Genomic DNA, 26,471 nt, shown 5'->3' with positions numbered 1-26,471 from the left:
CAGATTATGCGCTGGCAAGGACGTCGCGAGAGCGACAATGTTGAAGACCGTCGGGACCAAAGCCCGGTTTACGGCGGCGGACGGCAAATCCGTATTCCGCGCGGAAAGGGCGGCATTATCCTGCTCGTGGTGGTCGCTGTGGCCGGTTACTACGGCTATGACCTGACGGGACTGCTGACCGGCGGCGACGTCGCGCCAACCAGCCAGCAGCAGCGCGTCAGCGCCAACGACGACGAGGCGGCGAAGTTTACCCGCGTTATTCTCGCCTCTACGGAAGACACCTGGGGCAAGCTGTTCCAGCAGATGGGTAAAGAGTATGTCGCGCCCACTCTGGTGATGTATCGCGGGGCGACCCAGACCCGCTGCGGCACCGGCCAGACGGCGATGGGACCCTTCTACTGTCCGGCGGATCAGCGCGTCTATATCGATCTCTCTTTCTACGATGAAATGAAAACCAAACTGGGCGCGGGCGGCGAGTTTGCGCAAGGCTATGTGGTGGCGCATGAGGTGGGACACCATGTGCAGAAGCTGCTGGGCATTGAGCCAAAAGTGCGCGAGATGCAGCAAGGCGCAAGCCAGACGCAAATCAATCATCTGTCAGTGAAAATGGAGCTACAGGCGGACTGCTTCGCGGGCGTCTGGGGCCACTACGTCAGCCAGGATAACTGGCTGGAGACCGGCGACCTGCAACAGGCGCTGGACGCCGCGCAGGCGATTGGCGACGATCGTCTGCAACAGCGCAGCCAGGGACGCGTCGTGCCTGACAGCTTTACCCACGGCACGTCGGAACAGCGCTACACCTGGTTTAAACGCGGATTCGACAGCGGCGATCCCGGTCAGTGTAATACCTTTGCTGGCAACGGATGACGCCTGAACAGCTTAGCCGCCAGATGCAGCAGGCAGGCATCAGGCGGCTCTGTATTCTCAGCGGCGACGCAGCCTGGTGTCTGGCGCAGGCCGCAGAATGGCGCGACGGTCTGCCGGGCGACTGGCTGGTGGTCGGCGATACGCCTGTTGACGATCTTCCCCACTGCGCGCCGACGGCGCTGCGCACGCTGCTTGGTCGGGAATTTACCCATGCTATTTTTGATGCGCGGCGCGGCTTTCATGCCGAAGCCTTCGCCGCGCTGGCCGGCACGCTGCGCGCCGGAAGCTGGCTGCTGCTGCTGACGCCGCCGTGGTCGCGCTGGGCGCGGCAGCCGGACGAGGACAGCCTGCGCTGGGCCGACGTTGCCGAACCCCTGCCTGTGCCGAACTTTGTCCGCCATCTGCAACAGACGCTGCTCGCCGATCCCGCCGTCGCGCTGCTGCGTCAGGATGCCCCGCCGCGCATCGCGTCGCTGCCTGCCTGGCCCCGCTGGCGCTGTCGCGCGCCGCAGCAGCAGCAGGCCATCCTGCAGCAGCTTCTGACCATGACATCCGGCGTCGCGGTGTTGACCGCTCCGCGCGGCCGCGGCAAATCGGCGCTGGCGGGAATGCTGGCGCAGCAGGCTCCCCACGCGCTGATTACCGCGCCAGCGAAGGTCGCGACCGACGTGCTGGCGCGCTTTGCAGGCGACCATTTTCGCTTTATGGCGCCGGATGCCATTCTTGCCCAGCCGGACGTGAGCGCCAGCTGGCTGATTGTCGATGAGGCCGCCGCCATTCCGGCTCCGCTGCTTACTCAACTGGCGGCTCGCTTTCCGCGCGTGCTGCTGACCACCACGGTTCAGGGGTACGAAGGCACCGGACGCGGTTTTATTCTTAAATTTTGCGCCGGACTGGCGCAGGCGCGCTATTTCACGCTGGATGAGCCGCTGCGCTGGTCGCGTCAGGACCCGCTGGAAGCCTGGCTGAATCAGGCGCTGCTGTTTGAGGACGCCGCCCCCGCGCCCGCGTCGCTGCCCGGCGCGCCCTGGCTAATGCCCGCCGACGCCTGGCAGCGGGATGCGGCCCAGCCCGAAGCCGCTTACCGACTACTGGCCAGCGCCCACTATCGTACCTCGCCGCTCGATCTGCGGCGGTTAATGGACGCGCCCGGCATGACGCTGTGGCTGAGCGGCAGCGCGCCGGCCTTGCAGGGGGCGCTCTGGCTGGTCGAGGAGGGCGGATTAGACCCCGAACTGGCGCAGGCGGTGTGGGCGGGCAGACGCCGACCGCGCGGCAATCTGGTGGCGCAGTCGCTGGCCGCGCACGCCGGACTGGTGGAGGCGGCGACGCTGCGATCCCGGCGCATCAGCCGAATTGCGGTCGCGGCGGAACAGCGCAGGCAGGGCATCGGCCTGGCGCTGGTCGCCGCGGCGCAGGCGCAGCAGGAGGCGGATTTTCTGTCGGTCAGCTTTGGCTATACCGAGCCGCTCTGGGCCTTCTGGCGCGCCTGCGGTTTTACCCTGGTCCGCATCGGCACCCAGCGGGAAGCCAGCAGCGGCTGCTATGCCGCGATGGCGATATGCGCGCTGACCCCTGAAGGCGCTGAGCTTCAGCGGCGCGCGGCGCAGCGGCTGGCGCGTGACTGGGTATATCTGCGTCATCAGATTGCGGCGTCACTCGATCTGCCGGAGAGCGCCTCTGTTTTTACGGCGGAAGACGCCTTGCTGGCGGCGGGATTTGCCTGGGCGCAGCGGCCGCTGGAAGCGAGCCTGCCGGTGCTGCACCGGCTCGTCGCCGCCAGCGACGCTGCGCCACCGCTGCTGCGCGCCGCGCTCCAGCCGCAGGCCGAGGCGGGTCGCCTGGCGCAGCAGGCCGGGCTGCCGGGACGTAAAGCGTTGATCGCGCAACTGCGGCGCGACACGGCGACCGCGTTGACGGCATGGGATGCGGTATCGGCCCGCAGGCTTCAGCAGCAAGTGGAATAAATCCACAAAGTCATTCAAATTTTCCCAATAGCGCTCTACGCACAGCAGCGTATAGTGACTGAAGGAGGTCGATATGACACTGCAATACGTTATTGTTCAGCAGCCGAGCACGGCTGCACAACAGCTGTTCCTGCTCTATCACGGCGTCGGCGATAACCCGCACTCTATGGCGCAGCTGGGCGGTTGGTTCGCCCGCGAGTTTCCGCAGGCGCAGGTGGTGGCGGTAGGCGCGCCTGCGCCCGGCCACTACTGGTTCAGTGAAACGGCGCAGCACGACCAGAGCGAGCAGCAGCGGGTTAACGCCGTGCTGCCGCAGTTCGTTGATTCGGTACGCTACTGGCAACAACAAAGCGGCGTACAGTCCAACGCCACCGCGCTGGTGGGCTTTTCACAGGGAAGCACCATGGTGCTGGAAGGCGTGAAGGCGCAGCCGGATCTGGCTGGTCGCGTAGTGGCGTTCAGCGGCCGCTACGCCACGCTTCCCGAAAGCGCCACGACGCGCACCACCATTCATCTTATTCACGGCGAGTATGACGAGCAGATCCCGATGCAGCACGCCGAGCAGGCGGCGCAGCGGCTGACTGCGCTGGGGGGCGACGTCACCCTGGATATTGTGGAGGATTTGCCGCACGCCATCGACGATCGCAGTATGGCGCTGGCGTTAAAGCATCTTCATTACACTGTGCCGAAGCGTTACTTCGACGAGGCGCTGAGCGGGGCGAAGCCCGGCGATGACGACGTGATTATGATGATGTAAAAACGCCCCCGCGCAGGCGGGGGCGTTCAGATAAGGGCGCCGGGTTACTTCTTCTTCGGCCAGTCGTCGTCATCATCCCATTTATCGTTGAAGTCGCGATGGGGCGGCAGGTCGGGTTTGTTCGCCATATATTTTTTATGGTCGATACGCTTCAGATCCTTATAGACATTCATCAGCACGCCAACCAGCAACAGGATCACCAGGATCCACCAGTATTCTTTAATAAATTCCATTTGCCTGCTCCTCTCGATCGCGCTCAGGCGACCAGCTGTTCCATAATCCGCTGATACATACGGCTCAGCGTTTGCAGATCGGCTGCCTTCACGCACTCATTGATTTTGTGAATAGTCGCATTCACGGGTCCCAGTTCGACCACCTGCGCCCCCATACGCGCGATAAAGCGCCCGTCAGAGGTGCCGCCCGTGGTCAGCAGCTGCGGCTTAATCTCATTATAGTGCGATACCGCCTTGACCACGGCGTCAACCAGCTTGCCGCGCGAGGTCAGGAAGGGCTGACCCGACACACTCCATTCCAGCGTGTAGCGCAGCTGGTAGCTGTCCAGCAGCGCCGCAACGCGCTCTTTGATCATCTGATCGGTCAGTTCGGTGCTAAAGCGAAAATTGAACTGGACGAAGAACTCGCCGGGAATAACGTTATTACTGCCGGTGCCGGCCTGCACGTTGGCGATCTGCATACTGGTCGGCGGGAAAAATTCATTGCCGCGATCCCACTCGGTGGCCACCAGCGCAGCGAGCGCCGGCATCGCGCGGTGTACCGGATTATCGGCCAGATGCGGATAGGCGACGTGCCCCTGGACGCCGTGAATCGTCAGGTTCGCGGTCATCGAGCCGCGACGGCCATTTTTTACTACATCGCCGACAACTTCGGTGCTGGAAGGCTCGCCGACCAGGCAGTAGTCCAGCCGCTCGCGGCGCGCCATCAGGCGTTCTACCACCTTCACCGTGCCGTTTTTCGCGCTGGCTTCTTCGTCAGAGGTGATCAGAAACGCCAGACGGCCCTTGTGGTTGGGATAAGAGGCCACAAAGCGCTCCGCCGCGACCACCATCGCCGCCAGAGAACCCTTCATATCCGCCGCGCCGCGGCCAAACAGCATGCCGTCGCGAATGGTGGGTTCAAATGGCGGATTGATCCAGCGGCTGGCGTCGCCCGGCGGCACCACGTCGGTATGGCCGGCGAACGCCAGCGTCTCGCCCTGGCCGCGCGTCGCCCAGAAATTCAGCGTATCGTCGACAGGCATCTGCTCAATGTGGAAACCAATGGCTTCCAGACGGGCTATCAGTAGCGCCTGGCAGCCGGCATCATCCGGACTCAGCGAAGGGCGACGGATCAGCTGCTGTGCTAATTCAATGACAGGGCAGAACATATTATGACTTCTCCTGAATAAATGCCTGATATGCGGTTTCGCTGAATCCGACCAGCAGCGTACCGTCCGGCGCACGCAGTAAAGGTCGTTTGATGATGGCGGGCTGCGCCTGCATCAGCGCGCTGGCGCTGGCGGCGTCGGTAATGGCGTCGCGCTCGGCTTCCGGTAGCTTACGCCATGTGGTGCCGCGCGTATTGAGCAGCGTCTGATAGCCGAGTTGATCGATAAACTGCGTCAGCAGCGCATCGCTCAGCCCGCTGGCGCGGTAGTCATGAAATGCATAACCGATGCCGGCAGTCTCTAAATAGCGGCGCGCTTTTTTTATTGTGTCGCAATTTTTTATGCCGTACATCACCCACTGCGCTGTCATCATGCTTCCCCGTCGTGAAAAGAGAGCGGCAGTTTACCACAGACGGTTAGCCTTCTGAGCGGCTGGCAGGGAAAAAGCCATGAAACAAAGGCGCATTTTGTCGCCAGGATTAATCTTAGTAACCGTTTTCATTTTTGCGCGTGACAGTTACGATATTTATCATAAGCGTGTTAAGAATAATCTTAAGTGAAACTGCGGCCGCCTGGTCCGGCTAATCTGGCTTTTAACGAGGATCATTAGCGGTTTGCTGAAATGTGCTTCAGCTAGCAGATTAAAAAAACTCCAGTTATTAATCGTCTTTGCCGATAGTGAAAACAGGTGTAACCGTATTCACCTGGCGAAAGTTTCCGCGTAAAATCGGTAGCACAACAAGAGAGGGTTAATATGATTGACGTTGAAATGGGGAACTGGAAAGAATTTATCGCGGCGATGTTACGCACTAAGTAACCCGCGGCGAAAACGCAGCACACTTCCCCTTTGCTGTAATTCTGACCACACACAGTAATCTAAGGCAGCCACTTCGGTGGCTGCCTTTACGTTTGCACTCAGTCGAGCGGTTTTGCCTTCAGCGGAAAGCGGCGGCGCACCAGCACAAAGAACAGCGGCACAAAGAAAATGGCCAGCGCCGTGGCGGAGATCATTCCGCCCATCACGCCGGTGCCGACCGCATGCTGGCTGCCGGAACCGGCCCCCGTGCTGATCGCCATCGGCAGTACGCCAAAAATAAAGGCCAGCGACGTCATCAGAATCGGCCGCAGGCGCTGGCGCGAAGCGGACAGCGTCGCGTCAGTCAGTTCGACGCCTTTGCTGTTCATCTCACTGGCGAACTCAACAATCAGGATGGCGTTCTTCGCCGACAGCCCCACCACGGTTAATAGCCCAACCTGAAAGTAGACGTCATTCTCCAGACCGCGCAGCCAGGTGGCGATCAGCGCGCCGACCACGCCGAGCGGCACCACCAGCATGACCGAGAAGGGAATCGACCAGCTCTCATAGAGCGCGGCCAGGCAGAGGAACACCACCAGCAGCGAGATGGCGTACAGCGCCGGGGCCTGCGATCCGGACAGTCGCTCCTGATAAGAGGCGCCGGTCCACTGGAAGCCGACGCCGAGCGGCAGCTTCTCCACCAGCTGCTCCATGACGTTCATTGCCGTACCGCTGCTGACGCCTTGCGCCGCCTCGCCGACAATCTCAATGGATGAGTAGCCGTTATAGCGCTCCAGACGCGGCGAGCCGATTTCCCAGCGGCTGGTGGCAAAGGCGGAGAAGGGCACCATGCCGCCGCTGCTGTTGCGTACATACCATTTGTTGATGTCGTCCGGCAGCATGCGGAATGACGGCGCGGCCTGCACATAGACCTTCTTCACGCGGCCGCGATCGAGAAAATCGTTGACGTAGGTCGAACCCCATGCGGTCGTCAGGGTATCGTTAATGGTATCAATAGATACGCCCAGCGCCTGCGCTTTGCGCTGATCGACGTCGATCTGAAGCTGCGGGCTGTCGTCAAGTCCGTTGTGGCGCACGCGCGACAGCGACGGGTTGCTGGCCGCCAGTTGCAGCAGTTTGTCGCGCATGGCCATGAGCTGGGCGTGGCCAATCCCGGCGTGATCCTGTAGCTCCATATCAAAACCCGAAGAGCTGCCCATCCCGGTGATGGCGGGCGGACTGCTGGCGATCACGCGCCCCTCTTTGATCGAGCGGAAGGCCTGCGTCGCGCGTTCGATAATGGCAAACGAGGTACGATCGGCGCCAGGACGTTCTTCCCAGTCTTTCAGGCGCACAAACAGACGCGCCACGTTCTGGCCGTTGCCGCCCGGACCTGAGCCGATGGTCGAGAATACCGACAGCACGTTCTCTTTCTCCTCGGTCATATAGTAGTTTTCTACTTTTGCCACCACGTTTGAGGTTTGCTGGAGCGTTGAGCCTGGCGGTAACTGCACCTGGGTCATAAAGACGCCGCGATCCTCAAGCGGCAGGAAAGAGGTGGGCAGCCGAATAAACAGGAACGCCATCAGGCCGATAATGGCGAGGTAGAGCAGCAGCCAGCGGCCGCCTTTGCGCAAAATGCGCGCCACGCCGCGCTCATAGCGCTCCGCGTTGCGGTTGAAATGGCGGTTAAACCAGCCGAAAAAGCCGCGGCGTCCGTGATGCTCTCCCTGCGCCAGCGGCTTCAGCAGCGTTGAGCAGAGCGCGGGCGTCAAAATCATCGCCACCAGCACCGACAGCACCATGGCCGACACGATAGTAATGGAGAACTGACGATAGATGGCGCCGACGGTGCCGCCGAAAAAGGCCATCGGCACAAAGACCGCCGACAGCACCAGCGCAATGCCCACCAGCGCGCCCTGGATTTGCCCCATCGACTTACGCGTCGCCGCGCGCGGTGAGAGTCCTTCCTCGCTCATGATGCGCTCGACGTTCTCGACGACGACGATGGCGTCATCCACCAGCAGGCCGATGGCAAGCACCATCGCGAACATCGTCAGGGTGTTGATGCTGAAGCCGCAGGCGTACAGCACGGAAAAGGTGCCGAGCAGCACGACCGGCACCGCGATAGTGGGGATCAGCGTAGCGCGAAAATTCTGCATAAACAGATACATTACGCCAAATACCAGTACGATAGCTTCTACCAGCGTCTTCACCACGTCGAGGATCGAGGCTTTAACGAACGGGGTGGTTTCATAGGCGATTTTGGCTTCCAGCCCGTGCGGGAAGTAGTGCGACAGCTCTTCGATGCGCTGGCGCACCAGCTTGTCGGTGTTCATCTCATTGGCGCCGGAGGCGAGCTTGATGCCGAGTCCCGAAGCCGGCTGGCCGTTATAGCGGCTCAGGTAGTCATACTTTTCTGCGCCCAGCGCCACCTGCGCAACGTCGGCCAGCGTGACCACCGACCCGTCAGGATTGGTTCTGAGCGTAATGGCTTTAAACTGCTCAGGCGTCTGTAGCAGCGACTGCGCGTTGACCGTAGCGTTCAGCGCCTGCTTGTCTACTGAGGGCAGGCCGCCCACCTGACCCACCGCGACCTGCGCGTTTTGCGCCTCAATCGCGCTGACCACGTCGTCGGTGGTCAGCGAATAGGCGATAAGGCGGGTGGGATCGAGCCAGATGCGCATCGCATACTGGCTGCCGTAAGCGTCGACCTGGCCGACGCCGTCGATGCGGCTCAGCGGGTCCTGAATATTACTGGCGACGTAATCGGCAATATCCTGTTTATCCATACTGCCGTCGGTAGAGACGAAGGCGACCATCAGAATATTACTGTCGCCGGTTTTATTCACCGTTACCCCCTGCGACTGAACCGCCTGCGGCAGTTTGCGCAGCGCCGACTGAAGCTGGTTCTGTACCTGCTGGCGCGCCTCATCGGGATCGGTGCCGGCGGAGAAGGTGAGGGTAATCTGCGCCTGACCGGTATTACTGCTGTTCGACGACATATACATCAGGTTGTCGATGCCGGTCATGTTCTGCTCTATCACCTGAGTGACGGTGTTTTCCAGCGTTTCCGCCGACGCGCCCGGATAGTTGGCGGTGATGCGGACGTTAGGCGGCGCCAGGTCGGGATACTGCTCAATGGGCAGGGAAAAAATAGCCAGCATGCCGCAAAGGCTGATTAAAATCGCCAGCACCCAGGCAAATACGGGGCGGTCGATGAAAAAATTCGACATCGAATCGACACTCCTCAGCAGCGTTTCGCTTGTTATTATCAGAATGCGGCCCGCAATACAGGCGGGCCGTGCGGACAGGTAAGGGGAGATTGCCTGCCGGAACTTACTCTACGTGCTGCAAATTAGGAAATCGTGGAGAAAATGTGGAGAAAGTGTAAATCCCGCGTCAGGTTAAGTGTTGCGGCTTTCCAGCCACATCACGGTTGCCGCCACGCGCGAGCGGACGTCGAGTTTCTTCAGCAGATTACGGATATGCACTTTTACCGTCTCCTCTGAAATATGCAGCGTGGCGGCAATCTCTTTATTCGACAGGCCGCGCGCGACCTCTTGCAGCACGTCGCGCTCGCGTTCGGTAAGCAGCCGCAGCGGGCTGGCGCTGTATTGACGCGTAGCCAGGTAGTTTCGTACCGCGTCGCTGAAGACCTTTTCGCCGCGCGCGGCCGCCAGAATCTGGCCGGGCAGCAGTTCCGGGTCGCTGTCTTTCAGTAAGTAGCCGTCGGCGCCGGCGTCAATAATGGTATCGATATCGCTGTGCGCGTCCGACACGGTGAAGATCAGAATGCGCGCGCTGATCTCTTCATGGCGCAGCGCCTTCAGCGTGTCGAGTCCCGACATCCCTTTCATATTGAGATCGAGCAGAATAATGTCCGGCGTCAGACGGCGCGCTTCCGCCAGCGCTTCAGTGCCGTTATTCGCCTCGGCAATCACTTCCAGGCGCGGCTCCAGCGCCAGCAGCTGGCGAATGCCGCGCCGCATCAGCGGATGGTCGTCCACAATCATTACCGTCAGCATGGGTTGTTGCATGGTTACTCCTGGCGAATAAAGCAAAAACGCTTAAAGGGTTAGAAAAATCGCGTCAGGTTTCAACGCGATGATATGACGTCAGCGCGGGGCGGAAAGCGCAGCGCGACCTGCGTGCCGCGTCCCAGCGCCTGAATACTCAGTTCACCCGCCAGCCGCGCCGCGCGCTCCGACATGGTGGTCAAACCATAGTGGCCTTCTGGCTCCTCGGTGCTGGCGATACCCACGCCGTCGTCAGTGATAGTCAGTAAATGCTCACCTTGATTGTTGCGCTCATAGCGCACGCTGATTGTCTCAGCGCTGGCATGGCGAATCGCGTTCAGCACCGCCTCGCGAGCGATCTGCAACAGATGCACCTGCTGCTGCGCATCCAGCGTTTCCAGACCCGGCTGAAAACTAAAGCTAATTTTAGCCGTAACCTGTTCCTGTAACGAGGCGATCATCGCCTGCATCGCCGCCACCAAATCGGCCTGTTCTATCGTCAGGCGAAAGGTCGCCAGCAGTTCGCGCAGCTGGCGGTAAGCGTCGGCGAGCGTACGGTCAAAATCGGCAATAATGTTCTGCGCCGCGGAATCCGGCGTAGTCAGGGTGCGGCGCAGCAGCGTCAGCTGAATGCGCATAAACGAGAGCGCCTGCGCCAGCGAATCGTGCAGCTCGCGCGCAATAGTCGCGCGCTCTTCAATCAGCAGCATCTGCTGCACCTGTTTTTGCGTTTGCCAGATCCAGACGGTGCGCGACAGCATATTGGCCAGGCTTTGCATCAGCGCCATGCGCGGCTCGGCCTGTGCGCTTTGCCAGCGCAGCGAGCCGATGTGTTCGTCATCCTGTTGCAAAGGGACGCTGTGCCAGGGCTGCGCAGGGTCGCTTTCTCCCACAGCAAACCGGGCGTGCTCGCTCTCCAGCACCAGCACGCGCAGCTGCTCGCGTTCGCAGACCTGCGCCATGGCCGCTTCAATCAGCGCCGCGCTGAGCGGGCTGGCGGTCAGCATCTGCGAGCTTTCATACAGCAGGGACAGGGTACGATTGGCCTCCTGAAGATCGCGCGTTTTCTCTTCTACCGCGCTGGCCAGCGCCTGATGGTGAGAATGCAGGCGTGACGCCATCGCGCTAAAGGTATGCGCCAGCACGCGCAGCTCGTTATCCTGCTCAACCACCAGCGGCGGAAACGCGAAATTGCCGCTTTCCACATAGCGGCTGGCGGTCACCAGCGCGTTCAGCGGACGCACTACCTGCCGCCGGGTAAAGCGGATGGTCGTCAGCGCCAGCGCCACAATAGCAATTACGCCCAGCAGACTGCTGGCCGCCACCAGCTCCATTTTTCGTTCGCTGTAGCGCTGTAGCCCCATGACAAAGCGATCGATTTCGCCTACATAGTTCGCCACCTGCTGCTGATAGAGACGGGCATCGCCGTGCTGAAGCTGCTGTTGCAGAACGGGCCAGGCGTTGCGCAGGTGCTGATAGCGACCGATCACCTCTTGCGGCACCCAGGGGCGATCCAGGTCGCGCAGCGCAGGTTTATCCAGCGTCTGCTGATACTCCTGCAAGTGCTGGCTGAGCTGCTGGGGGGCGCTGTTACTGTCCCAGGCCAGCCGGTAGCTTTGCATACGCAGCGAACCCGCCAGATTGATCGCTTCGGCATCGCGCAGGCTGCTGGAGAGCGTCATCAGCGCCAGACCGGTCGTCAGCAGCGCCAGCAGGACGATAGCGCTCAGCGCCTGAGCGATGCTGCGCGTCACAGAACGTTTTACTATCACATGAATATCCCTGTATTTGTTGCGGGCATTATAGGGGAGAGAGACTCTGACCGTCACCTTAACCCGTGTCGGTCTACATAATGAGTTACATTTGGTACAAAAACTGACCTCGGCTGACCTATCCCAGGAGTAAACCTCAGGCGGCGCTCAAAAAGTACACAGGTTTACATCGGCCGCATGTTGGCTTTCATTGTGGCGCTAATAATTCTAACCGGAATTAAGCCAATCCCCTGCATCGTCATTGAAGGAGCATGCTATGAAAAAACTTACTGTGATTCTGGCTGGTGCCCTGTTCGCGACCGCATCGTTCTCTACGCTGGCGGCCACGCCGGTCAGTCAGGAACAGGCGCAGGGACTGCAAAGCATCGGCAGCGTCTCTGTCTCTAATACCCGCGGCTCGCTGGACGACGCGACGCGTCAGCTGTCGCAAAAAGCCGAAGAGATGGGCGCAAGTCACTATCGCGTTATCGGCGTCGAAAATCCGGGCGACTCAAGCCTGTGGAGAGGCACCGCAGAGATTTATCGCTAACCCTCAAGAAGCTCACCTTTCCATCCCTGTAGCATTTACCGGCCCGCCAATGGCCGGTTTTTTTTGTGCATTAAACCTGATTATTACAAAACACTTTGTGCGCCTTGCCGGTATCTTTTGCTTCGTTCACGCAGAACGGGTAGGATTCATCGCCGTAATTTCCCCTGCCGCTTTACCTATAACTCACAGGCAGATTAAGCGGGCAATTACCCCATTTCGCATAGCGTACGCAATCGTTTGTGAACGCTGTGATTGATGGTCAGGACAAACAGGAAGGCTATGAAATCTACTAAAAAAACCGCAGCCGAAATGCGTGCTGCGAAAAGACGCTGGCTGAACTCACATGACACCGGCTACCACAAGGCGATGGGCAATCGTCACGTTCAGATGATTGCTATCGGCGGCGCTATCGGCACCGGCCTGTTCCTCGGAGCAGGCGGACGTCTTCAGGCGGCGGGACCAGCGCTGGCGCTGATCTATCTGGTCTGCGGCATCTTCTCGTTTTTTATCCTGCGGGCGCTCGGCGAGCTGGTATTGCACCGCCCGTCAAGCGGCAGCTTCGTCTCCTATGCGCGTGAATTCTTAGGAGAAAAAGCCGCCTATGTCGCAGGCTGGATGTACTTTGTTAACTGGGCGATGACCGGCATTGTCGACATCACCGCCGTCGCGCTCTATATGCATTACTGGGGCGCATTCGGCGACGTGCCGCAGTGGGTCTTCGCGCTGGGCGCGCTGGCGATTGTCGGCACCATGAACATGATCGGCGTGAAATGGTTTGCTGAGATGGAGTTCTGGTTCGCGCTGGTGAAAGTGCTGGCGATTGCTATTTTCCTGGTGGTCGGCGTGGTGTTCCTTGGCACCGGCAAGCCGCTGGACGGCAACGCGACCGGCATCCACCTGGTGACCGACAACGGCGGGCTGTTCCCGCATGGCCTGCTGCCCGCGCTGGTGCTGGTGCAGGGCGTGGTGTTTGCCTTTGCCTCCATTGAGCTGGTAGGAACGGCCGCAGGGGAGTGTAAAGATCCGGAAACCATGCTGCCGAAAGCGATCAACAGCGTCATCTGGCGTATCGGCCTGTTTTACGTCGGCTCTGTGGTGCTGCTGGTGCTGCTGCTGCCGTGGAACGCCTATCAGGCAGGCCAGAGTCCTTTCGTTACCTTCTTCTCGAAGCTGGGCGTGCCCTATGTCGGCAGCATTATGAATATCGTGGTGCTGAGCGCGGCGCTCTCCAGCCTGAACTCCGGTCTCTACTCAACCGGCCGTATTCTGCGCTCTATGGCGATGGGCGGTTCCGCGCCGAAGTTTATGTCGAAAATGAGCAGCCAGCAGGTGCCTTACGCCGGTATCCTGGTGACTATCGCGGTCTATGTGATCGGCGTGGTGCTGAACTACTACGTGCCTTCGCAGGTATTCGAGATTGTGCTGAACGTGGCGTCGCTGGGCATTATTGCCTCGTGGGGCTTTATCGTGATCTGCCAGATGCGTCTGCGTAAGGCCATCAAAGAGGGCAAAGCGGACGATGTCAGCTTTAAGCTGCCTGGCGCGCCGGTCACCTCCTGGCTGACGCTGCTGTTCCTGCTGAGCGTGCTGGTGCTGATGGCGTTCGATTATCCGAACGGCACCTATACCATCGCGGCCATCCCGGTGCTGGCGGTGATCCTGGTGCTGGGCTGGTTTGGCGTGCGCAAGCGCGTGCATGCCATTGCCCAGACCGAGCACGACCATCTGCATGACGAGGCGAAGCCGCACGCGCTGGCGGACGACGCCGCGCATTAAGCCTCGCTGAAAAGCCCGCCCGCTACGGCGGGCTTTTTTATTCCCGCTTTCAGATAGTTTTCCCATACGCTTACGCCTATGATGGCAGGCTCCCTCAATTTTGCGGTGGAGTCACTATGTCGTTCAGGATCAACATCATTAAAGACAAGCTTCTCTCTGATAACTACTTCATCCTGCGTAATTACACCTATGAGCTGGCCACCCGCGACGGAGAGCTAGTGCGCCACAAGCGTGAAGTCTATGACCGCGGCAACGGCGCCACCATCCTGCTCTATAACCGTGAAAAAAACAGCGTGGTGCTGACGCGTCAGTTTCGTATCGCCACTTACGTAAACGGCAACGCGAGCGGAATGCTGATCGAGGCGTGCGCCGGGCTGCTGGACAATGACTCGCCGGAGGTCTGCATTCGCAAGGAGGCCATTGAAGAGACCGGTTACGCCGTGGGCGAGGTAAAAAAACTTTATGAAGCCTATATGTCGCCTGGCGGCGTCACCGAGCTGATCCATTTCTTTGCCGCCGAGTATAACGAATCCCTGCGCGATAACGCGGGCGGCGGCGTGGAAGATGAGGATATTGATGTGCTGGAGATTGCCTTTCCAGAGGCGCTGGCGATGGTAAAAGATGGCCGCATCCGCGACGGCAAAACCATTATGCTGCTGCAACACGCGCAGCTGGCCGGCTGGCTAACCGCCTGATCTTCGCCGCAGACGCATCGGGGATGCCGTTGCGTCGCGTGAGATTGTCCGACAAATCCGATTGAGGTCGGCCCACGCGCTACTCATGATGAAGCGGTGATTTCCCTGACGCCATACCGCATTGTCGTATGCTTTTTCAGCAGTCAGGTGCGCTTTCTGGACGTGGTCACAGTTTCGGCCCACCTGATGTCCGGCCGTTGCGCTATCATCTCCACTCTGAGATTTTGGGGACCGTTTTTATTGATGTCGACCTGGACGAAATCACTGCTGGCACTACCTTTTCTTTACGTCGCCTGCGTTAAAGCAGAACCACTGCAAAAGTCGTTTTCCGACTGGCAGGTGACCTGTAATAACGTTGGGTTTTGCGTTGCGCGCAATATACCCGGCGATAAAGGACTGGTAATGACCATTGCCCGCCATGCCGGCGTTGACGATCGTCCGCTGCTGCGTATTGACTACGGCAGCGCCTATAGCGGCGAAGTACCCGGCGCGCCGCTACAGGATAACCTGCTGCTGGATCAGCGTCGGCTGCGTCCCGATCTCAAACACTGGACGGTTGAACCCCATCATCTCGCCACCGGCAACGCCATCGCCATTGATGAGTTTCTGGCGCAAATCCTCGACGCGGACGCCATCCAGCTGACCTACAATGCACAGGCCGCTATTTCGCTGCATGGTCTGAAGGCCGCGCTGCTGCTGATGGATGACATTCAAGGCAGGGTAAACGGCATGAGCGCCTGGATAAAGCGCGGCTCCCGCGCGCTGTGGGATGTGCCGCCCGCGCCGCCCGCGCCCCGGTTAGCCGGGCCGGGCGGGCCGCCTGCCGCACTGACTCGCGAAGAGACCAGCGGCCTGCTGGACTATGGCACCTGGCGGCTGAATACCGATACCTGCTCGCTCGATCCGATGCGGCGCGAGGTCAACGTCGCGCCGCTGACCGACAGCAAAGCGCTGCTGATGGTGAGCTGCGAAATGGGCGCCTATAACGTTATCGACCTGGCTTTTGAGGTGACGCGCACTGCGCCCTACGTCGCGCGCGGCATTAGTCTGACGCTGCCGTTTACGCCGCCGCGCGGCGAACGTCAGCTGGAGCTGATTAATGCGGACTATGATGCCAGCACGGGGCAGCTCTATACCTTCAGCAAGGGGCGGGGACTGGGCGACTGCGGCTCCGCCACGCGCTGGCGCTTTAACGGCACCGATTTCACCCTGGCGGAGTATGCGGAAGAGTCGACCTGCGACGCCTGGCACAGCAGCGACGACTGGCCCACGCTATGGGTGTCCCAGTCGCCGCCGTCAGCGTCGCCTTAAGGAATAGCCTGCACCATCATCGGCGAACCGTTCTGGTTGCCGACCAGTTCGGCCAGCAGATCGTTAACGCCGTCGCTCATGGCGGTAAAGCGCGTCAGCGGCGAGCGCGTGACCACGACAAATACCCCAACGTTGTTCTGCGGCACCATCGCCATATAGGTAATAAAACCGCCGCCGCCGCCGGTTTTTTGAATAATACCGGGACGACCGTTTTTGGGTCCCATATAGACCCAGCCCATGCCAATCGCATCGGCCTTGCCTGGCACATCCATGCCTTCCACCTTCGCCAGCTGACTGCGGCGGTAGATCAGCGTCTGCATGCGATCGACCTGCGGCGAACGCGGGTTAATATCTGAGTTCAGGAACTGCTGCATCCAGCGCGCCATATCATCCGGCGTTGAGTAGACGCCGCCGCTGCCGATCGCCGCCAGCGTATTGTTACAGGGGCTGGCGCCTTTTTCCGCCACCATCAGGCGATCGCACTGCTCTGGCGAGGGGGTAAAGGTGGTGTCTTTCATGCCCAGCGGGCGGGTAATCAACTGCTGAAGCAGCGCCGGATAGGGCATGCCAGCGGCGCGCGCCAGCGCATCGCCCAGCAGGTCATAGCCCAGGTTGGAGTAGGAGGCCCAGGTGCCCGGCGCGGCCTTGAGTTTCGCGTTAGCCAGCCAGCTCCAGCGATCGCTGCGTGTCGGCCAGACAAAGACCGGGCGATGCGGTTTGCCGCCGGGCTGTTCGCGCGGCAGGCCGCTGGTATGGGTGGAAAGGTTAATCAGACGAATCGGCTGACCCGCATAGCTCGGAACGCGGACGCCCGGCGGCGCGTATTTGCTGAGCGGATCGTCCAGGCGCAGCTGCCCGCGCTCCGCCATCTTTACCATGACTTCGCTGGTCAGGAGTTTGCTGAGCGAGGCGATACGGATCAGCGAGTCTTTCTGCGGGCGAATATTATTACCCGGTCGCGTTTCGCCAAAGCTGGCGAACACGCGCTGGTTGCCGTCGATCGCCACCAGCGCCATGCCGGTGGCGCCGCTGCCGTAAAAAATATGTTCAGCATAGCGGTCAACGATTTGGGAAGAGAGCAGGGGATCGGGCGCGATCTGCGCCTTGCCTGCTAACGGCAGCAGGGAAACCATAAGGGCCAGTAGATAGGGCGTACGTTTTTTCAACGGGAAAGCATCCGGCTAGAGGAATCAGGGAAAGATCCTATAGTAATGCGTTTGCTGAGGGGGAGAAGGGGGCTGAAGCGATTTTTTTCTGTTTCAGGCTGTGAAGTGAAAAGCCCTTCCCACGGCGCGGGGAAGGGCCAAAGCATTACGCGGGCTTGAGTAACGATTCCGCCTGCGCCACCACGTTTTCAATGGTGAAGCCAAAGGCAGGGAAAAGTTTACCGGCGGGCGCAGACTCGCCGAAGGTGGTCATTCCGACGATTTTGCCGTCGATGCCGACATACTTGAACCAGTAATCAGCAATGCCCGCTTCGACGGCGACGCGCGCGCGCACCGTCGTCGGCAGCACCGACTCACGGTAGGCGATGTCCTGCTTGTCAAACACATCGGTGCTCGGCAGCGAGACCACGCGCACCTTGTGCCCGTCGATGGTCAGCTTCTCCGCCGCGCCCAGCGTGATTTCGACTTCCGAACCGGTCGCAATCAGGATGATGTCTGGCGTGCCCTGGCAGTCCTTGAGGATATAGCCGCCGCGCGCGATATTTTCGACCTGCGCAGGGCTACGCTCCGGCTGTAACAGGTTCTGGCGCGACAGGATCAGCGCGGTCGGCCCGTGATGGCGCTCGATCGCCGCTTTCCACGCCACCGCGGTTTCAACCTGATCGCAGGGACGCCAGGTGCTGAAGTTAGGCGTCAGACGCAGGCTGGCGAGCTGCTCGACCGGCTGGTGCGTCGGACCATCTTCACCGAGACCGATAGAGTCGTGGGTATAGACCATGATCTGACGCGCCTTCATCAGCGCCGCCATACGCGCGGCGTTACGCGCATACTCGACAAACATCAGGAAGGTCGCGGTGTAGGGCACAAAGCCGCCGTGGTGGGCGATGCCGTTGGCGATGGCGGTCATGCCAAATTCCCGCACGCCGTAGTGAATATAGTTGCCCGCCGGATCCTCTTTAATCGGCTTAGAGCCTGACCAGATGGTGAGGTTGCTTGGCGCAAGGTCGGCTGAGCCGCCCAGCAGCTCCGGCAGCAGAGAACCCAGGTGCTCCAGCGTGTTTTGCGACGCTTTACGGCTGGCGATCTTCTGCGGATTGGCCTGGAGCTCGCTAATAAACTTGTGCGTCTCCTTCTCCCAGGTTGAGGGCATTTCGCCGTTCATGCGGCGCTGGTACTCTTCCGCCAGTTCCGGGTGCGCCTGTTTGTAGGCGGCCAGCTTGTCATTCCAGGCGCGTTCGCGCTCGGCGCCTGCCTCTCTGGCGTCCCACTGCTGGTAAATATTCTGCGGGATTTCGAACGGGGCGGAGGTCCAGCCCAGCTCTTTACGCGCCAGCGCCACTTCCGCGTCGCCCAGCGCCGCGCCGTGGGACTCTTCTTTCCCGGCTTTGTTGGGCGAGCCGAAGCCGATAATGGTGCGGCAGATGATCAGCGACGGTTTGTCGGTCACGCTTTGCGCCTCTTTTATGGCGCGGCTGACCGCCTCGGCATCGTGGCCGTCGATTTCGCCGACGACGTGCCAGTTGTAGGCTTCAAAACGCTTATGGGTGTCGTCGGTAAACCAGCCTTCGGTTTCGCCGTCAATGGAGATGCCGTTGTGATCGTAGAAGCCGATCAGCTTGCCGAGACCCAGCGTGCCCGCCAGCGAGCAGACCTCGTGGGAGATGCCCTCCATCAGACAGCCGTCGCCCATAAACACATAAGTAAAGTGGTCGACGATGTCGTGGCCCGGACGGTTGAACTGCGCGCCCAGCGTGCGTTCGGCGATGGCCAGACCGACAGCGTTGGCCAGACCCTGGCCCAGCGGACCGGTGGTGGTTTCCACGCCGGGCGTGTAACCGATTTCCGGGTGACCGGGAGTTTTAGAGTGGAGCTGGCGGAAGTTTTTCAGCTCCTCCATCGGTAAATCGTAGCCGGTAAGGTGCAGCAGGCTATAGAGCAGCATCGAGCCGTGACCGTTAGAGAGGATAAAACGGTCGCGATCGGCCCAGGCCGGGTTGGTCGGGTTGTGTTTCAGGTAGTCGCGCCACAGCACTTCGGCGATGTCTGCCATGCCCATCGGCATGCCTGGGTGACCGGAGTTTGCTTTTTGTACCGCATCCATACTTAACGCACGAATCGCGTTCGCCAACTCTCTGCGTGATGACATAGGGTTCTCCCTTCGTTGAGCAGAAGTGCGGGCGGGAGACCCGCCCGACGAAATTAAACAGGCAAAAACTACAGGCGTGCGGCCAGCACGTCTTCGAGTTTCTGCTGATCGACAGCAAACTGACGGATGCCGTCGGAAAGTTTTTCTACCGCCATCGGATCCTGGTTGTGCTCCCAGCGGAACTCGGCTTCAGAGAGCGATGCAGGCTGGTGGAAACCTTCGGTGGAAGGCTCTAGTTTACGCTCAACCGGCGCATCGCTGTTTTGCAGCTCTTCCAGCAGGTTCGGGGAGATGGTCAGACGGTCGCAGCCCGCCAGCGCGATAATCTGTTCAACTTTACGGAAGCTCGCGCCCATGATGATGGTGTTATAGCGATGCTTTTTGTAGTAGTCATAAATGCGGCGAACGGATTTCACGCCCGGATCTTCATCAACCACATACGGGTCCAGCGGCTTGCGGCTGTTGTACCAGTCATAGATACGACCCACGAACGGCGAAATCAGGAATACGCCCGCTTCGGCACAGGCGCGCGCCTGGGCGAAGGAGAACAGCAGCGTCAGGTTGCAGTGAATGCCGTTTTTCTCCAGCTCTTCAGCGGCCTTGATGCCTTCCCAGGTTGACGCCAGCTTGATCAGAATGCGAGAGCGGTCAATGCCGTGCTCTTCATACAGGCGAACCAGTTTTTCCGCCTTGGTCACACACATGCCACGATCGAAAGAGAGGCGCGCATCCACTTCGGTCGAAACACGGCCCGGTACGCTCTTCAGGATTTCCATACCGAGGTTAATCGCCACTTTGTCGCTGGCGTTGATAATCTGCGTCTCTTTGCTGCCGCCTTGCTTCTTCGCATAGTTGATGGCGTCGTCGATCAGGTGCTTATAGCCTTCGAGACCCGCGGCTTTCAGAATCAGAGAAGGGTTGGTGGTGGCGTCTTCAGGATGGTAATTACGAATAGATTCAATATCGCCGCTGTCCGCCACGACGGTGGTGAACTGTTTTAGTGCGTCTAGCTGGTTCATCTTTTAACTCCTTGATGAGCAATTCTTTATTGCGAATGATTTCACCCTGCAACACAGTGCATCAGGCGTTCGGTGATGAAAATACTCTTTTTCTGATTATTGCGATGGGTTGAACTCATCGTGCTCCGCGCGGCGAAAACAGCGTAACGTCAAACAGGGCGAGCGTGCTGCAACATCCTGTCAGCGAGCCGGAGAGCGAAAATCGCGCATCACAAAGGTTAGCAGAACTGGCGGGTTCTGCCGGACGAACCGCACATTCCGACCTGGTTTTTCTCCGGTACGAAACGGCTTTATCGCGATCGCTCCAGCATTTTCCGCGCTGGCTAACTTTTATACTACTTGCGCACAGAAGCTGACAAAAGGAACCGACAATGGACGATCAACTCAAGCAGAGCGCGCTGGACTTTCATCAATATCCCACTCCCGGCAAAATTCAGGTTTCGCCCACTAAACCCCTGGCTACCCAGCGCGATCTGGCGCTGGCCTATTCGCCCGGCGTCGCCGCGCCCTGTCTGGAAATCGCTGAGGACCCGCTGGCGGCCCATAAATACACCGCCCGCGGCAATCTGGTGGCGGTGATCTCCAACGGCACCGCCGTGCTGGGGCTGGGTAATATTGGCGCGCTGGCGGGCAAACCCGTTATGGAAGGCAAAGGCGTGCTGTTTAAAAAGTTCGCCGGAATTGATGTGTTTGATATTGAGATCGACGAGCAGGATCCCGATCGCCTGATCAACGTTATCGCGGCGCTGGAGCCGACCTTCGGCGGCATCAATCTGGAAGACATTAAAGCGCCGGAATGCTTTTACATTGAGCAGCAGCTGCGGCAGCGCATGTCGGTGCCGGTGTTTCATGACGATCAGCACGGCACGGCCATCATCTGTACCGCTGCGGTGCTGAACGGACTACGCATTGTGGATAAAGCGATAAGCGAGGTGCGGCTGGTGGTGTCCGGCGCGGGCGCATCGGCGATTGCCTGCCTTAATCTGCTGACGGCGCTTGGGTTGCAGAAGCGCAATATTGTAGTGTGCGACTCAAAAGGGGTCATCTACCGCAATCGCGACGCGGGCATGACGCCGACCAAAGCGGCCTATGCGGTCGAGGATAGCGGCGCGCGTCGGCTGGAAGAGGTGATCGGGAACGCGGATATTTTTCTCGGTTGTTCCGGGCCGCGCGTGCTGACGCCAGAGATGGTGCGGAAGATGGCGCGCGATCCGCTGATTCTGGCGCTGGCGAATCCTGAGCCGGAGATAATGCCGCCGCTGGCGAAGGCGGTGCGGCCTGACGCCATTATCTGCACCGGACGCTCTGATTTTCCCAACCAGGTCAACAATGTGCTCTGCTTCCCGTTTATTTTTCGCGGCGCGCTCGACGTCGGCGCGACCAGCATCAACGAGGAGATGAAGCTGGCCGCCGTGCACGCCATCGCCGCGCTGGCGCAGGCGGAGCAGAACGATGTGGTCGCATCAGCCTATGATGACCAGGATTTAAGCTTCGGCCCGGAGTACCTGATCCCTAAACCTTTCGATCCGCGCCTGATCGTGCAGATCGCGCCCGCGGTGGCGCGCGCCGCGATGGAATCCGGCGTGGCGACCCGGCCCATCGCCGATTTCGACGCCTATCGCGAGCGGCTCACCGAGTTCGTTTATAAAACGAATCTGTTTATGAAACCGATCTTTTCCCAGGCGCGCAAAGCGCCGAAGCGGGTGGTGCTGGCGGAAGGCGAGGAAGTGCGCGTGCTGCACGCGACGCAGGAGCTGGTAACGCTTGGGCTGGCGCGGCCGGTACTGATTGGGCGTCCCAACGTGATCGCTATGCGCCTGCAGAAGCAGGGGTTGAAAATTGAGGCAGGCAAAGATTTCGACGTGGTGAACAACGAATCCGATCCCCGCTTCAAAGCGTACTGGAATGAGTATTACCAGATGATGAAGCGGCGGGGCGTGACGCCGGAGCAGGCGCAGCGCGCGGTCATCGGCAATCCCACCCTGATCGGGGCCATTATGGTCCATCGCGGCGAAGCGGACGCGATGATCTGCGGCACCATCGGCGATTACCATGAGCACTATGACGTGGTGGAAAAAGTGTTCGGGCTGCGCGATGACGTCAAGGTCGCGGGCGCGATGAATGCGCTGCTGCTGCCGAGCGGCAATACCTTTATTACCGACACCTACGTTAACGAGGACCCTACGCCGGAACAGCTGGCCGACCTGACGCTGCTGGCGGCGGAAACGGTGCGGCGTTTTGGCATTGAGCCGCGCGTCGCTCTGCTGTCGCACTCCAGCTTCGGCACCTCTGACGCGCCGGGAGCGCGCAAGATGCGCGAAGCGCTGGCGATTATTCAGCGCCGCGCGCCGGAGCTGGAAGTTGACGGCGAGATGCACGGCGACGCGGCGCTGGTTGAAAACATCCGCCGCGAGCTGATGCCGGACAGCCCTTTGAAAGGCGCGGCGAACCTGCTGATCATGCCTAACGTGGAAGCGGCGCGCATTAGTTACAACCTGCTGCGCGTTTCCAGTTCGGAAGGCGTCACCGTCGGCCCGGTGCTGATGGGCATCAGCAAACCGGTTCATGTGCTGACGCGTATTGCCTCGGTCAGGCGTATCGTCAATATGGTGGCGCTGGCCGTAGTCGAAGCGCAGACCGCGCCGCTATAGCCAGTCGCGCACCGGTAAAAAGTCGCGCGTCAGCGCGGCTTCCGGCGAGTCCGGCTCTGGCTGATAGTCATACTCCCAGCGCACCAGCGGCGGCATCGACATCAATATCGATTCGGTGCGGCCGCCGGTTTGCAGACCAAACAGCGTGCCGCGATCCCACACCAGATTAAATTCCACATAGCGACCGCGACGATAGAGCTGAAACTGACGCTCGCGCTCGCCCCAGGGCAGCGCCTTGCGCCGTTCCACAATCGGCAGATAGCCGTCAAGAAAGCCGTTGCCCACCGCCTGCATAAAGCGAAAGCTGGTCTCAAAGTCCGGCACGTTAAGATCGTCGAAAAACAGCCCGCCAATGCCGCGCTGTTCGTCACGGTGTTTCAGATAGAAGTAGTCATCGCACCACTTCTTGTAGCGCGGATAAACGTCATCGCCGAACGGCTGGCAGAGATCGAACGCGGTCTGATGCCAGTGCACCGCATCCTCTTCGAAGCCGTAATAGGGCGTCAGATCGAACCCGCCGCCGAACCACCACACCGGGTCGGCGTCCGGCTTTTCGGCGATAAAAAAGCGCACGTTGGCGTGGCTGGTCGGGACGTAGGGGTTGCGCGGATGGATCACCAGCGATACGCCCATCGCCTCAAAGCTGCGGCCTGCCAGCTCAGGACGATGCGCCGTGGCCGAAGCCGGCATTTGATCGCCATGAACGTGCGAGAAGTTAACGCCCGCCTGCTCGAACACCGCGCCGTCGCGCAGCACGCGGCTGCGACCGCCGCCGCCGCCTGGACGCTGCCAGCTGTCTTCGGCGAACTGCGCGCCGCCGTCGGCCGCCGCCAGTTGATTACAGAGTGTCTCTTGCAGGTTCAGCAGAAAGGCTTTAACGCGGGAAATATCGGGCATAACATCTGGCTCATGGCAAAAAATGTGGCGCGATTATACCTGACCATTGCGGCGATCGTACTCATCAAAGTAGCGAGTAATGCCGCCAGCGATAGCGGTAGCGATGGTGCGGCGAAACGCGGTGGTGCCAAGCAGCTTCTCCTCGCGCGGATTGGTAATAAAGGAAGTCTCGACCAGCACCGACGGAATTGACGGCGATTTCAGCACGGCGAACGCGGCCTGCTCGGTGTGTTCGCTGTGCAGATGGTGCACCGGGCGGATCTGATCTAACACATGTTTGCCCAGCGTCAGGCTGTTGCGAATCGTATCGGTCTGCACCAGATCGAACAAAATTTGATTCAGGTAGTGATCCTGCTGTTCGACTTTCGCGCCGCCAACCTTATCCGCGGCGTTCTCTTTATCCGACAAATAGCGCGCCATCGCGCTGCTCGCGCCGCGGTTTGACAGGGCGAATACCGAGGCGCCGCTGGCATCGGGGCTGGTGAAACCGTCGGCGTGGATAGACATAAACAGGCTGGCGCCGTGCTGGTGCGCAATTTCAACGCGCTGATAAAGCGGAATAAAATGGTCGCTGTCGCGGGTCAGCCGCACGTCGATGCGCGGATGGTCCTGCAACAGCTGACGAACGTGACCGGCAATCTCCAGCACCACATGTTTCTCTTCTGAGCCTTCGCTGCCCACTGCCCCGGAGTCGATGCCGCCGTGACCAGGATCGATCATCACGATACGTTTGCCGTTGTTCTGCGGCGCAGGCTTCGCGTGTCGCGAACGCATTGTCAGAGCGGCGTCCTCTTCTTTCGCCTGGATCGCCCGCGGCGACAGGATAGCCAGCGCCAGGCCGGAGAGCAGCAGTTGACGGCGATTCGTCAGTCGCTTAAGCAGAGAGAGTTTTTGCATGTGCAGGCCCGTTAGAGAAAATTGTGCCCAGTGTTATATCGTAACGTTTTGTTCGCTGCGACAGCGCAATCCTTTCAGCGCATTACTTTGTATGTCAGGTTGCTAACAGAAAAATTACCGCTTTTTGTTCCACGCTGCGCTAACCAGGGTTGCGCGCGGCCCGGAATGCGTGATAATCAGCGAATTGAGCTTATTGCAGGATAAATACAATGGAAATTCGCGCTTTCCGCCAGGAAGATTTCGAAGAGGTGATTACGCTCTGGGAGCGTTGCGATTTGTTACGTCCGTGGAACGATCCGGAACTGGATATCGAACGCAAGATGAACCATGACGCGGATCTGTTTCTGGTAGCGGAAGTGGGCGGCGAAGTGGTCGGCACGCTGATGGGCGGCTACGACGGGCATCGCGGCTCCGCCTACTATCTGGCGGTGCACCCTGATTATCAGGGGCGCGGCTTCGCCAACGCGCTGATGAACCGGCTGGAGAAAAAGCTGATCGCGCGCGGCTGCCCCAAAATCAACCTGATGGTGCGAGAAGAGAACGATCAGGTGGTGGCGTTTTACGAGAAGCTGGAATATGAACCGGTTGATTCAGTGCTGCTCGGTAAGCGGCTGATTGAGGATCGGGAGTATTAATGCGGTGAAGTATTTGCCGGATGAATATGATGCGAAAGGGCAGCTGCGGCTGCCGTTTCTTTTTTGGCTTATCCTGCTGCTGCTGGCGCGAACCTGGCTGCTGCTGATAATGGCGGGGGCGTCGCGCCAGCAGGGCAGCGATCTGCTGGGGCTGTTCTATCCCGATCGACAGGCATTCTGGCTTGGGCTAATGCTCGGCGCGCCTGCGCTGGCAGGCCTGCTGCTGACCGGCTATCGTTCGCGCTGGCCGCGCCTGTGGCAAGCCTGGCGCTGGGTGCTGGCGCTGTCGCTGGCGGTGAATCTGGCGTGGCAGGGCATCTCCTTTGCGGCAGGAGATCTGCTGACGTCCCCCTGGCCGCTGCTGCTGACGCTGTTCGACGGGCTGGCGCTGACGTGGCTGCTGCTCAATGCCAGGCTGCGCGACTGTTTTCGGCAGGAACATCAGCTAATGGAATAAACTTTTTTGCGCCGGGCGACTCCAATGAGTTCTGCCAGTCGGCACCGTATTAACAGGAGTTTTGATGAAAGCTTTACCTTATTCCCTGCTGGTGGCCGCGGCGCTGCTCAGCGGCTGCGCCAGCTCCGGCGCCGCCTCTTCCTCTGATTCCGACGTCAGCTGGTATAACCCGCTGAGCTATCACTGGTCATCGGCGCTGCCGTGGAACTGGTTCGGCTCATCGCTGACCGCGACGGAACAGGGCGTCGGCGGCGTCGGCAGCGCCACCGCCATGAGCGAAAGCGCCATCAGCGACGGCCTGAACGGCGACTATAAGCTGCGTCAGGGCATGCGCAGCGAGAACGGCGATGTGGTGGCGTTCTGGCAGGCGCTGGACGACGGAGAGGTGAAAATGCAAATCAGCGGACGCAGCAGCGTAGAGCGCATTGAGGTCACCGACAGCCGCATTGCCGCGCAGGATGGCAGCAAAATCGGTGACGCCTTTAGCGACAAATTCAGTAAAGCTTTTAATAACTGCAAGCTGGCGGGCGGGGGCAATAACCATGATGTGGCGTGCCGCGCGCCGGGCAGCCAGCACCTCTCTTATGTCTACAGCGGCGACTGGCACGGCCCGGACGGCCTGATGCCGTCGGATGACGTGCTAAAAAGCTGGAAATTGAGCAAAATCATCTGGCAGCGTTAATCCTTTAAAAACAAGGCGTAGCGCATAAAGGCTTTCCGGTATGATACC

General features: G+C 59.9%; 23 protein-coding genes. 12 read left to right on the top strand and 11 right to left on the bottom strand.

The window, feature by feature from the left end; genetic code table 11:
- Nucleotides 1–6 precede the first annotated feature (6 nt).
- From ypfJ to ypfH, 3 genes are all read left to right on the top strand, one after another.
- On the top strand, nucleotides 7–867 hold the full coding sequence (ypfJ, locus tag BBB56_RS08095; protein ID WP_123800451.1) for a KPN_02809 family neutral zinc metallopeptidase: 861 nt from the start codon (nucleotides 7–9) through the stop codon (nucleotides 865–867).
- Nucleotides 864–2,834: a tRNA(Met) cytidine acetyltransferase TmcA gene (locus BBB56_RS08090; protein WP_123800450.1), complete on the top strand. Its 1,971-nt coding sequence runs from the start codon at nucleotides 864–866 to the stop codon at nucleotides 2,832–2,834. The genes ypfJ and BBB56_RS08090 overlap by 4 nt, the downstream gene beginning before the upstream one ends.
- A 73-nt stretch (nucleotides 2,835–2,907) precedes the next feature.
- Nucleotides 2,908–3,591: an esterase gene (ypfH, locus tag BBB56_RS08085; RefSeq protein WP_123800449.1), complete on the top strand. Its 684-nt coding sequence runs from the start codon at nucleotides 2,908–2,910 to the stop codon at nucleotides 3,589–3,591.
- A 44-nt stretch (nucleotides 3,592–3,635) separates the two neighbouring features.
- Here ypfH and BBB56_RS08080 read toward each other — a convergent pair whose 3' ends face one another.
- The 3 genes from BBB56_RS08080 to BBB56_RS08070 are packed head-to-tail and all read right to left on the bottom strand — an operon-like array spanning nucleotide 3,636 to nucleotide 5,345.
- Complete coding sequence (locus BBB56_RS08080; protein ID WP_123800448.1) at nucleotides 3,636–3,824, bottom strand: YpfN family protein; 189 nt, start codon at nucleotides 3,822–3,824, stop codon at nucleotides 3,636–3,638.
- 23 nt (nucleotides 3,825–3,847) lie between these two features.
- Entirely contained in the window at nucleotides 3,848–4,975 is a 1,128-nt protein-coding gene (dapE, locus tag BBB56_RS08075; RefSeq protein ID WP_123800447.1) for a succinyl-diaminopimelate desuccinylase, read from the bottom strand.
- 1 nt (nucleotide 4,976) lies between these two features.
- A complete protein-coding gene (locus BBB56_RS08070; protein ID WP_123800572.1) occupies nucleotides 4,977–5,345 on the bottom strand; it encodes an ArsC family reductase in 369 nt (122 codons plus the stop codon).
- A gap of 384 nt (nucleotides 5,346–5,729) precedes the next feature.
- Here BBB56_RS08070 and ypfM point away from each other — a divergent pair, with 384 nt between their 5' ends.
- Nucleotides 5,730–5,792 (top strand): protein YpfM, encoded by a 63-nt coding sequence (gene ypfM / locus BBB56_RS24050; RefSeq protein ID WP_148085440.1) that lies wholly within the window; start codon nucleotides 5,730–5,732, stop codon nucleotides 5,790–5,792.
- Nucleotides 5,793–5,890: 98 nt separating this feature from the next.
- Here the strand turns inward: ypfM and acrD are convergent, their stop codons facing one another.
- The 3 genes from acrD to narQ form a co-directional block, all read right to left on the bottom strand.
- On the bottom strand, nucleotides 5,891–9,007 hold the full coding sequence (acrD, locus tag BBB56_RS08065; RefSeq protein ID WP_123800446.1) for a multidrug efflux RND transporter permease AcrD: 3,117 nt from the start codon (nucleotides 9,005–9,007) through the stop codon (nucleotides 5,891–5,893).
- A gap of 171 nt (nucleotides 9,008–9,178) precedes the next feature.
- The gene (locus tag BBB56_RS08060) at nucleotides 9,179–9,811 is read right to left on the bottom strand and encodes a response regulator (protein ID WP_123800445.1); all 633 of its coding nucleotides are present in this window, start codon (nucleotides 9,809–9,811) and stop codon (nucleotides 9,179–9,181) included.
- 59 nt (nucleotides 9,812–9,870) lie between these two features.
- Nucleotides 9,871–11,562 (bottom strand): nitrate/nitrite two-component system sensor histidine kinase NarQ, encoded by a 1,692-nt coding sequence (narQ, locus tag BBB56_RS08055; protein ID WP_123800444.1) that lies wholly within the window; start codon nucleotides 11,560–11,562, stop codon nucleotides 9,871–9,873.
- Nucleotides 11,563–11,818: 256 nt separating this feature from the next.
- Here narQ and BBB56_RS08050 point away from each other — a divergent pair, with 256 nt between their 5' ends.
- The 4 genes from BBB56_RS08050 (at nucleotide 11,819) to BBB56_RS08035 (ending at nucleotide 15,873) form a co-directional block, all read left to right on the top strand.
- Nucleotides 11,819–12,091 carry a YdgH/BhsA/McbA-like domain containing protein gene (locus BBB56_RS08050; RefSeq protein ID WP_123800443.1) on the top strand — a complete coding sequence of 91 codons (273 nt, stop codon included), beginning with the start codon at nucleotides 11,819–11,821 and terminating at the stop codon, nucleotides 12,089–12,091.
- Nucleotides 12,092–12,370: 279 nt separating this feature from the next.
- Nucleotides 12,371–13,867 (top strand): L-asparagine permease, encoded by a 1,497-nt coding sequence (ansP, locus tag BBB56_RS08045; RefSeq protein WP_123800442.1) that lies wholly within the window; start codon nucleotides 12,371–12,373, stop codon nucleotides 13,865–13,867.
- A 116-nt stretch (nucleotides 13,868–13,983) separates the two neighbouring features.
- Nucleotides 13,984–14,562, top strand: coding sequence for a GDP-mannose pyrophosphatase NudK (nudK, locus tag BBB56_RS08040; protein WP_123800441.1), 579 nt, complete (start codon nucleotides 13,984–13,986; stop codon nucleotides 14,560–14,562).
- A 243-nt stretch (nucleotides 14,563–14,805) separates the two neighbouring features.
- Nucleotides 14,806–15,873 (top strand): DUF1176 domain-containing protein, encoded by a 1,068-nt coding sequence (locus tag BBB56_RS08035; RefSeq protein ID WP_123800440.1) that lies wholly within the window; start codon nucleotides 14,806–14,808, stop codon nucleotides 15,871–15,873.
- On the opposite strand, the gene ampH is transcribed toward BBB56_RS08035, so the two are convergent.
- The 3 genes from ampH to tal form a co-directional block, all read right to left on the bottom strand.
- Complete coding sequence (gene ampH / locus BBB56_RS08030) at nucleotides 15,870–17,039, bottom strand: D-alanyl-D-alanine-carboxypeptidase/endopeptidase AmpH (protein ID WP_123800439.1); 1,170 nt, start codon at nucleotides 17,037–17,039, stop codon at nucleotides 15,870–15,872. The genes BBB56_RS08035 and ampH overlap by 4 nt on opposite strands.
- A gap of 145 nt (nucleotides 17,040–17,184) precedes the next feature.
- Nucleotides 17,185–19,185 (bottom strand): transketolase, encoded by a 2,001-nt coding sequence (gene tkt / locus BBB56_RS08025; RefSeq protein WP_123800438.1) that lies wholly within the window; start codon nucleotides 19,183–19,185, stop codon nucleotides 17,185–17,187.
- 68 nt (nucleotides 19,186–19,253) lie between these two features.
- The gene (tal, locus tag BBB56_RS08020; RefSeq protein WP_123800437.1) at nucleotides 19,254–20,204 is read right to left on the bottom strand and encodes a transaldolase; all 951 of its coding nucleotides are present in this window, start codon (nucleotides 20,202–20,204) and stop codon (nucleotides 19,254–19,256) included.
- 371 nt (nucleotides 20,205–20,575) lie between these two features.
- Here tal and maeB point away from each other — a divergent pair, with 371 nt between their 5' ends.
- The gene (gene maeB / locus BBB56_RS08015; RefSeq protein WP_123800436.1) at nucleotides 20,576–22,855 is read left to right on the top strand and encodes an NADP-dependent oxaloacetate-decarboxylating malate dehydrogenase; all 2,280 of its coding nucleotides are present in this window, start codon (nucleotides 20,576–20,578) and stop codon (nucleotides 22,853–22,855) included.
- Here the strand turns inward: maeB and hemF are convergent.
- Complete coding sequence (gene hemF, locus BBB56_RS08010) at nucleotides 22,850–23,752, bottom strand: oxygen-dependent coproporphyrinogen oxidase (RefSeq protein WP_123800435.1); 903 nt, start codon at nucleotides 23,750–23,752, stop codon at nucleotides 22,850–22,852. The genes maeB and hemF overlap by 6 nt on opposite strands.
- Nucleotides 23,753–23,785: 33 nt before the next feature.
- The gene (gene amiA, locus BBB56_RS08005; protein WP_123800434.1) at nucleotides 23,786–24,649 is read right to left on the bottom strand and encodes an N-acetylmuramoyl-L-alanine amidase AmiA; all 864 of its coding nucleotides are present in this window, start codon (nucleotides 24,647–24,649) and stop codon (nucleotides 23,786–23,788) included.
- A 209-nt stretch (nucleotides 24,650–24,858) separates the two neighbouring features.
- Here amiA and BBB56_RS08000 point away from each other — a divergent pair, with 209 nt between their 5' ends.
- The 3 genes from BBB56_RS08000 to BBB56_RS07990 all read left to right on the top strand — a co-directional run bounded on the left by BBB56_RS08000 (nucleotide 24,859) and on the right by BBB56_RS07990 (nucleotide 26,423).
- Complete coding sequence (locus BBB56_RS08000) at nucleotides 24,859–25,284, top strand: GNAT family acetyltransferase (RefSeq protein ID WP_033753728.1); 426 nt, start codon at nucleotides 24,859–24,861, stop codon at nucleotides 25,282–25,284.
- The gene (locus BBB56_RS07995) at nucleotides 25,280–25,741 is read left to right on the top strand and encodes a DUF2919 family protein (protein ID WP_123800571.1); all 462 of its coding nucleotides are present in this window, start codon (nucleotides 25,280–25,282) and stop codon (nucleotides 25,739–25,741) included. The genes BBB56_RS08000 and BBB56_RS07995 overlap by 5 nt, the downstream gene beginning before the upstream one ends.
- 64 nt (nucleotides 25,742–25,805) lie before the next feature.
- The gene (locus tag BBB56_RS07990; RefSeq protein ID WP_123800433.1) at nucleotides 25,806–26,423 is read left to right on the top strand and encodes an RpoE-regulated lipoprotein; all 618 of its coding nucleotides are present in this window, start codon (nucleotides 25,806–25,808) and stop codon (nucleotides 26,421–26,423) included.
- Nucleotides 26,424–26,471 lie beyond the last annotated feature (48 nt).

Origin of the sequence: Candidatus Pantoea deserta (assembly GCF_003813865.1) — a bacterium.
Classification (GTDB): domain Bacteria; phylum Pseudomonadota; class Gammaproteobacteria; order Enterobacterales; family Enterobacteriaceae; genus Pantoea; species Pantoea deserta.
Note: the sequence above shows the minus strand (reverse complement) of the source record. Positions and strands in the feature narration are given on the sequence as shown.

Bases quoted from the DNA above. Each gene is read 5' to 3' on its own strand.
- BBB56_RS08090 (WP_123800450.1), top strand. From the start codon at position 864: ATGACGCCTGAACAGCTTAGCCGCCAGATGCAGCAGGCAGGCATCAGG.
- ypfH (WP_123800449.1), top strand. From the start codon at position 2,908: ATGACACTGCAATACGTTATTGTTCAGCAGCCGAGCACGGCTGCACAA.
- hemF (WP_123800435.1), bottom strand. From the start codon at position 23,752: ATGCCCGATATTTCCCGCGTTAAAGCCTTTCTGCTGAACCTGCAAGAG.
- BBB56_RS08000 (WP_033753728.1), top strand. From the start codon at position 24,859: ATGGAAATTCGCGCTTTCCGCCAGGAAGATTTCGAAGAGGTGATTACG.
- amiA (WP_123800434.1), bottom strand. From the start codon at position 24,649: ATGCAAAAACTCTCTCTGCTTAAGCGACTGACGAATCGCCGTCAACTG.
- tkt (WP_123800438.1), bottom strand. From the start codon at position 19,185: ATGTCATCACGCAGAGAGTTGGCGAACGCGATTCGTGCGTTAAGTATG.
- acrD (WP_123800446.1), bottom strand. From the start codon at position 9,007: ATGTCGAATTTTTTCATCGACCGCCCCGTATTTGCCTGGGTGCTGGCG.
- BBB56_RS08070 (WP_123800572.1), bottom strand. From the start codon at position 5,345: ATGACAGCGCAGTGGGTGATGTACGGCATAAAAAATTGCGACACAATA.
- maeB (WP_123800436.1), top strand. From the start codon at position 20,576: ATGGACGATCAACTCAAGCAGAGCGCGCTGGACTTTCATCAATATCCC.
- nudK (WP_123800441.1), top strand. From the start codon at position 13,984: ATGTCGTTCAGGATCAACATCATTAAAGACAAGCTTCTCTCTGATAAC.
- BBB56_RS07990 (WP_123800433.1), top strand. From the start codon at position 25,806: ATGAAAGCTTTACCTTATTCCCTGCTGGTGGCCGCGGCGCTGCTCAGC.
- BBB56_RS08050 (WP_123800443.1), top strand. From the start codon at position 11,819: ATGAAAAAACTTACTGTGATTCTGGCTGGTGCCCTGTTCGCGACCGCA.
- BBB56_RS08035 (WP_123800440.1), top strand. From the start codon at position 14,806: ATGTCGACCTGGACGAAATCACTGCTGGCACTACCTTTTCTTTACGTC.
- BBB56_RS08060 (WP_123800445.1), bottom strand. From the start codon at position 9,811: ATGCAACAACCCATGCTGACGGTAATGATTGTGGACGACCATCCGCTG.
- ansP (WP_123800442.1), top strand. From the start codon at position 12,371: ATGAAATCTACTAAAAAAACCGCAGCCGAAATGCGTGCTGCGAAAAGA.
- BBB56_RS08080 (WP_123800448.1), bottom strand. From the start codon at position 3,824: ATGGAATTTATTAAAGAATACTGGTGGATCCTGGTGATCCTGTTGCTG.
- dapE (WP_123800447.1), bottom strand. From the start codon at position 4,975: ATGTTCTGCCCTGTCATTGAATTAGCACAGCAGCTGATCCGTCGCCCT.
- ypfJ (WP_123800451.1), top strand. From the start codon at position 7: ATGCGCTGGCAAGGACGTCGCGAGAGCGACAATGTTGAAGACCGTCGG.
- tal (WP_123800437.1), bottom strand. From the start codon at position 20,204: ATGAACCAGCTAGACGCACTAAAACAGTTCACCACCGTCGTGGCGGAC.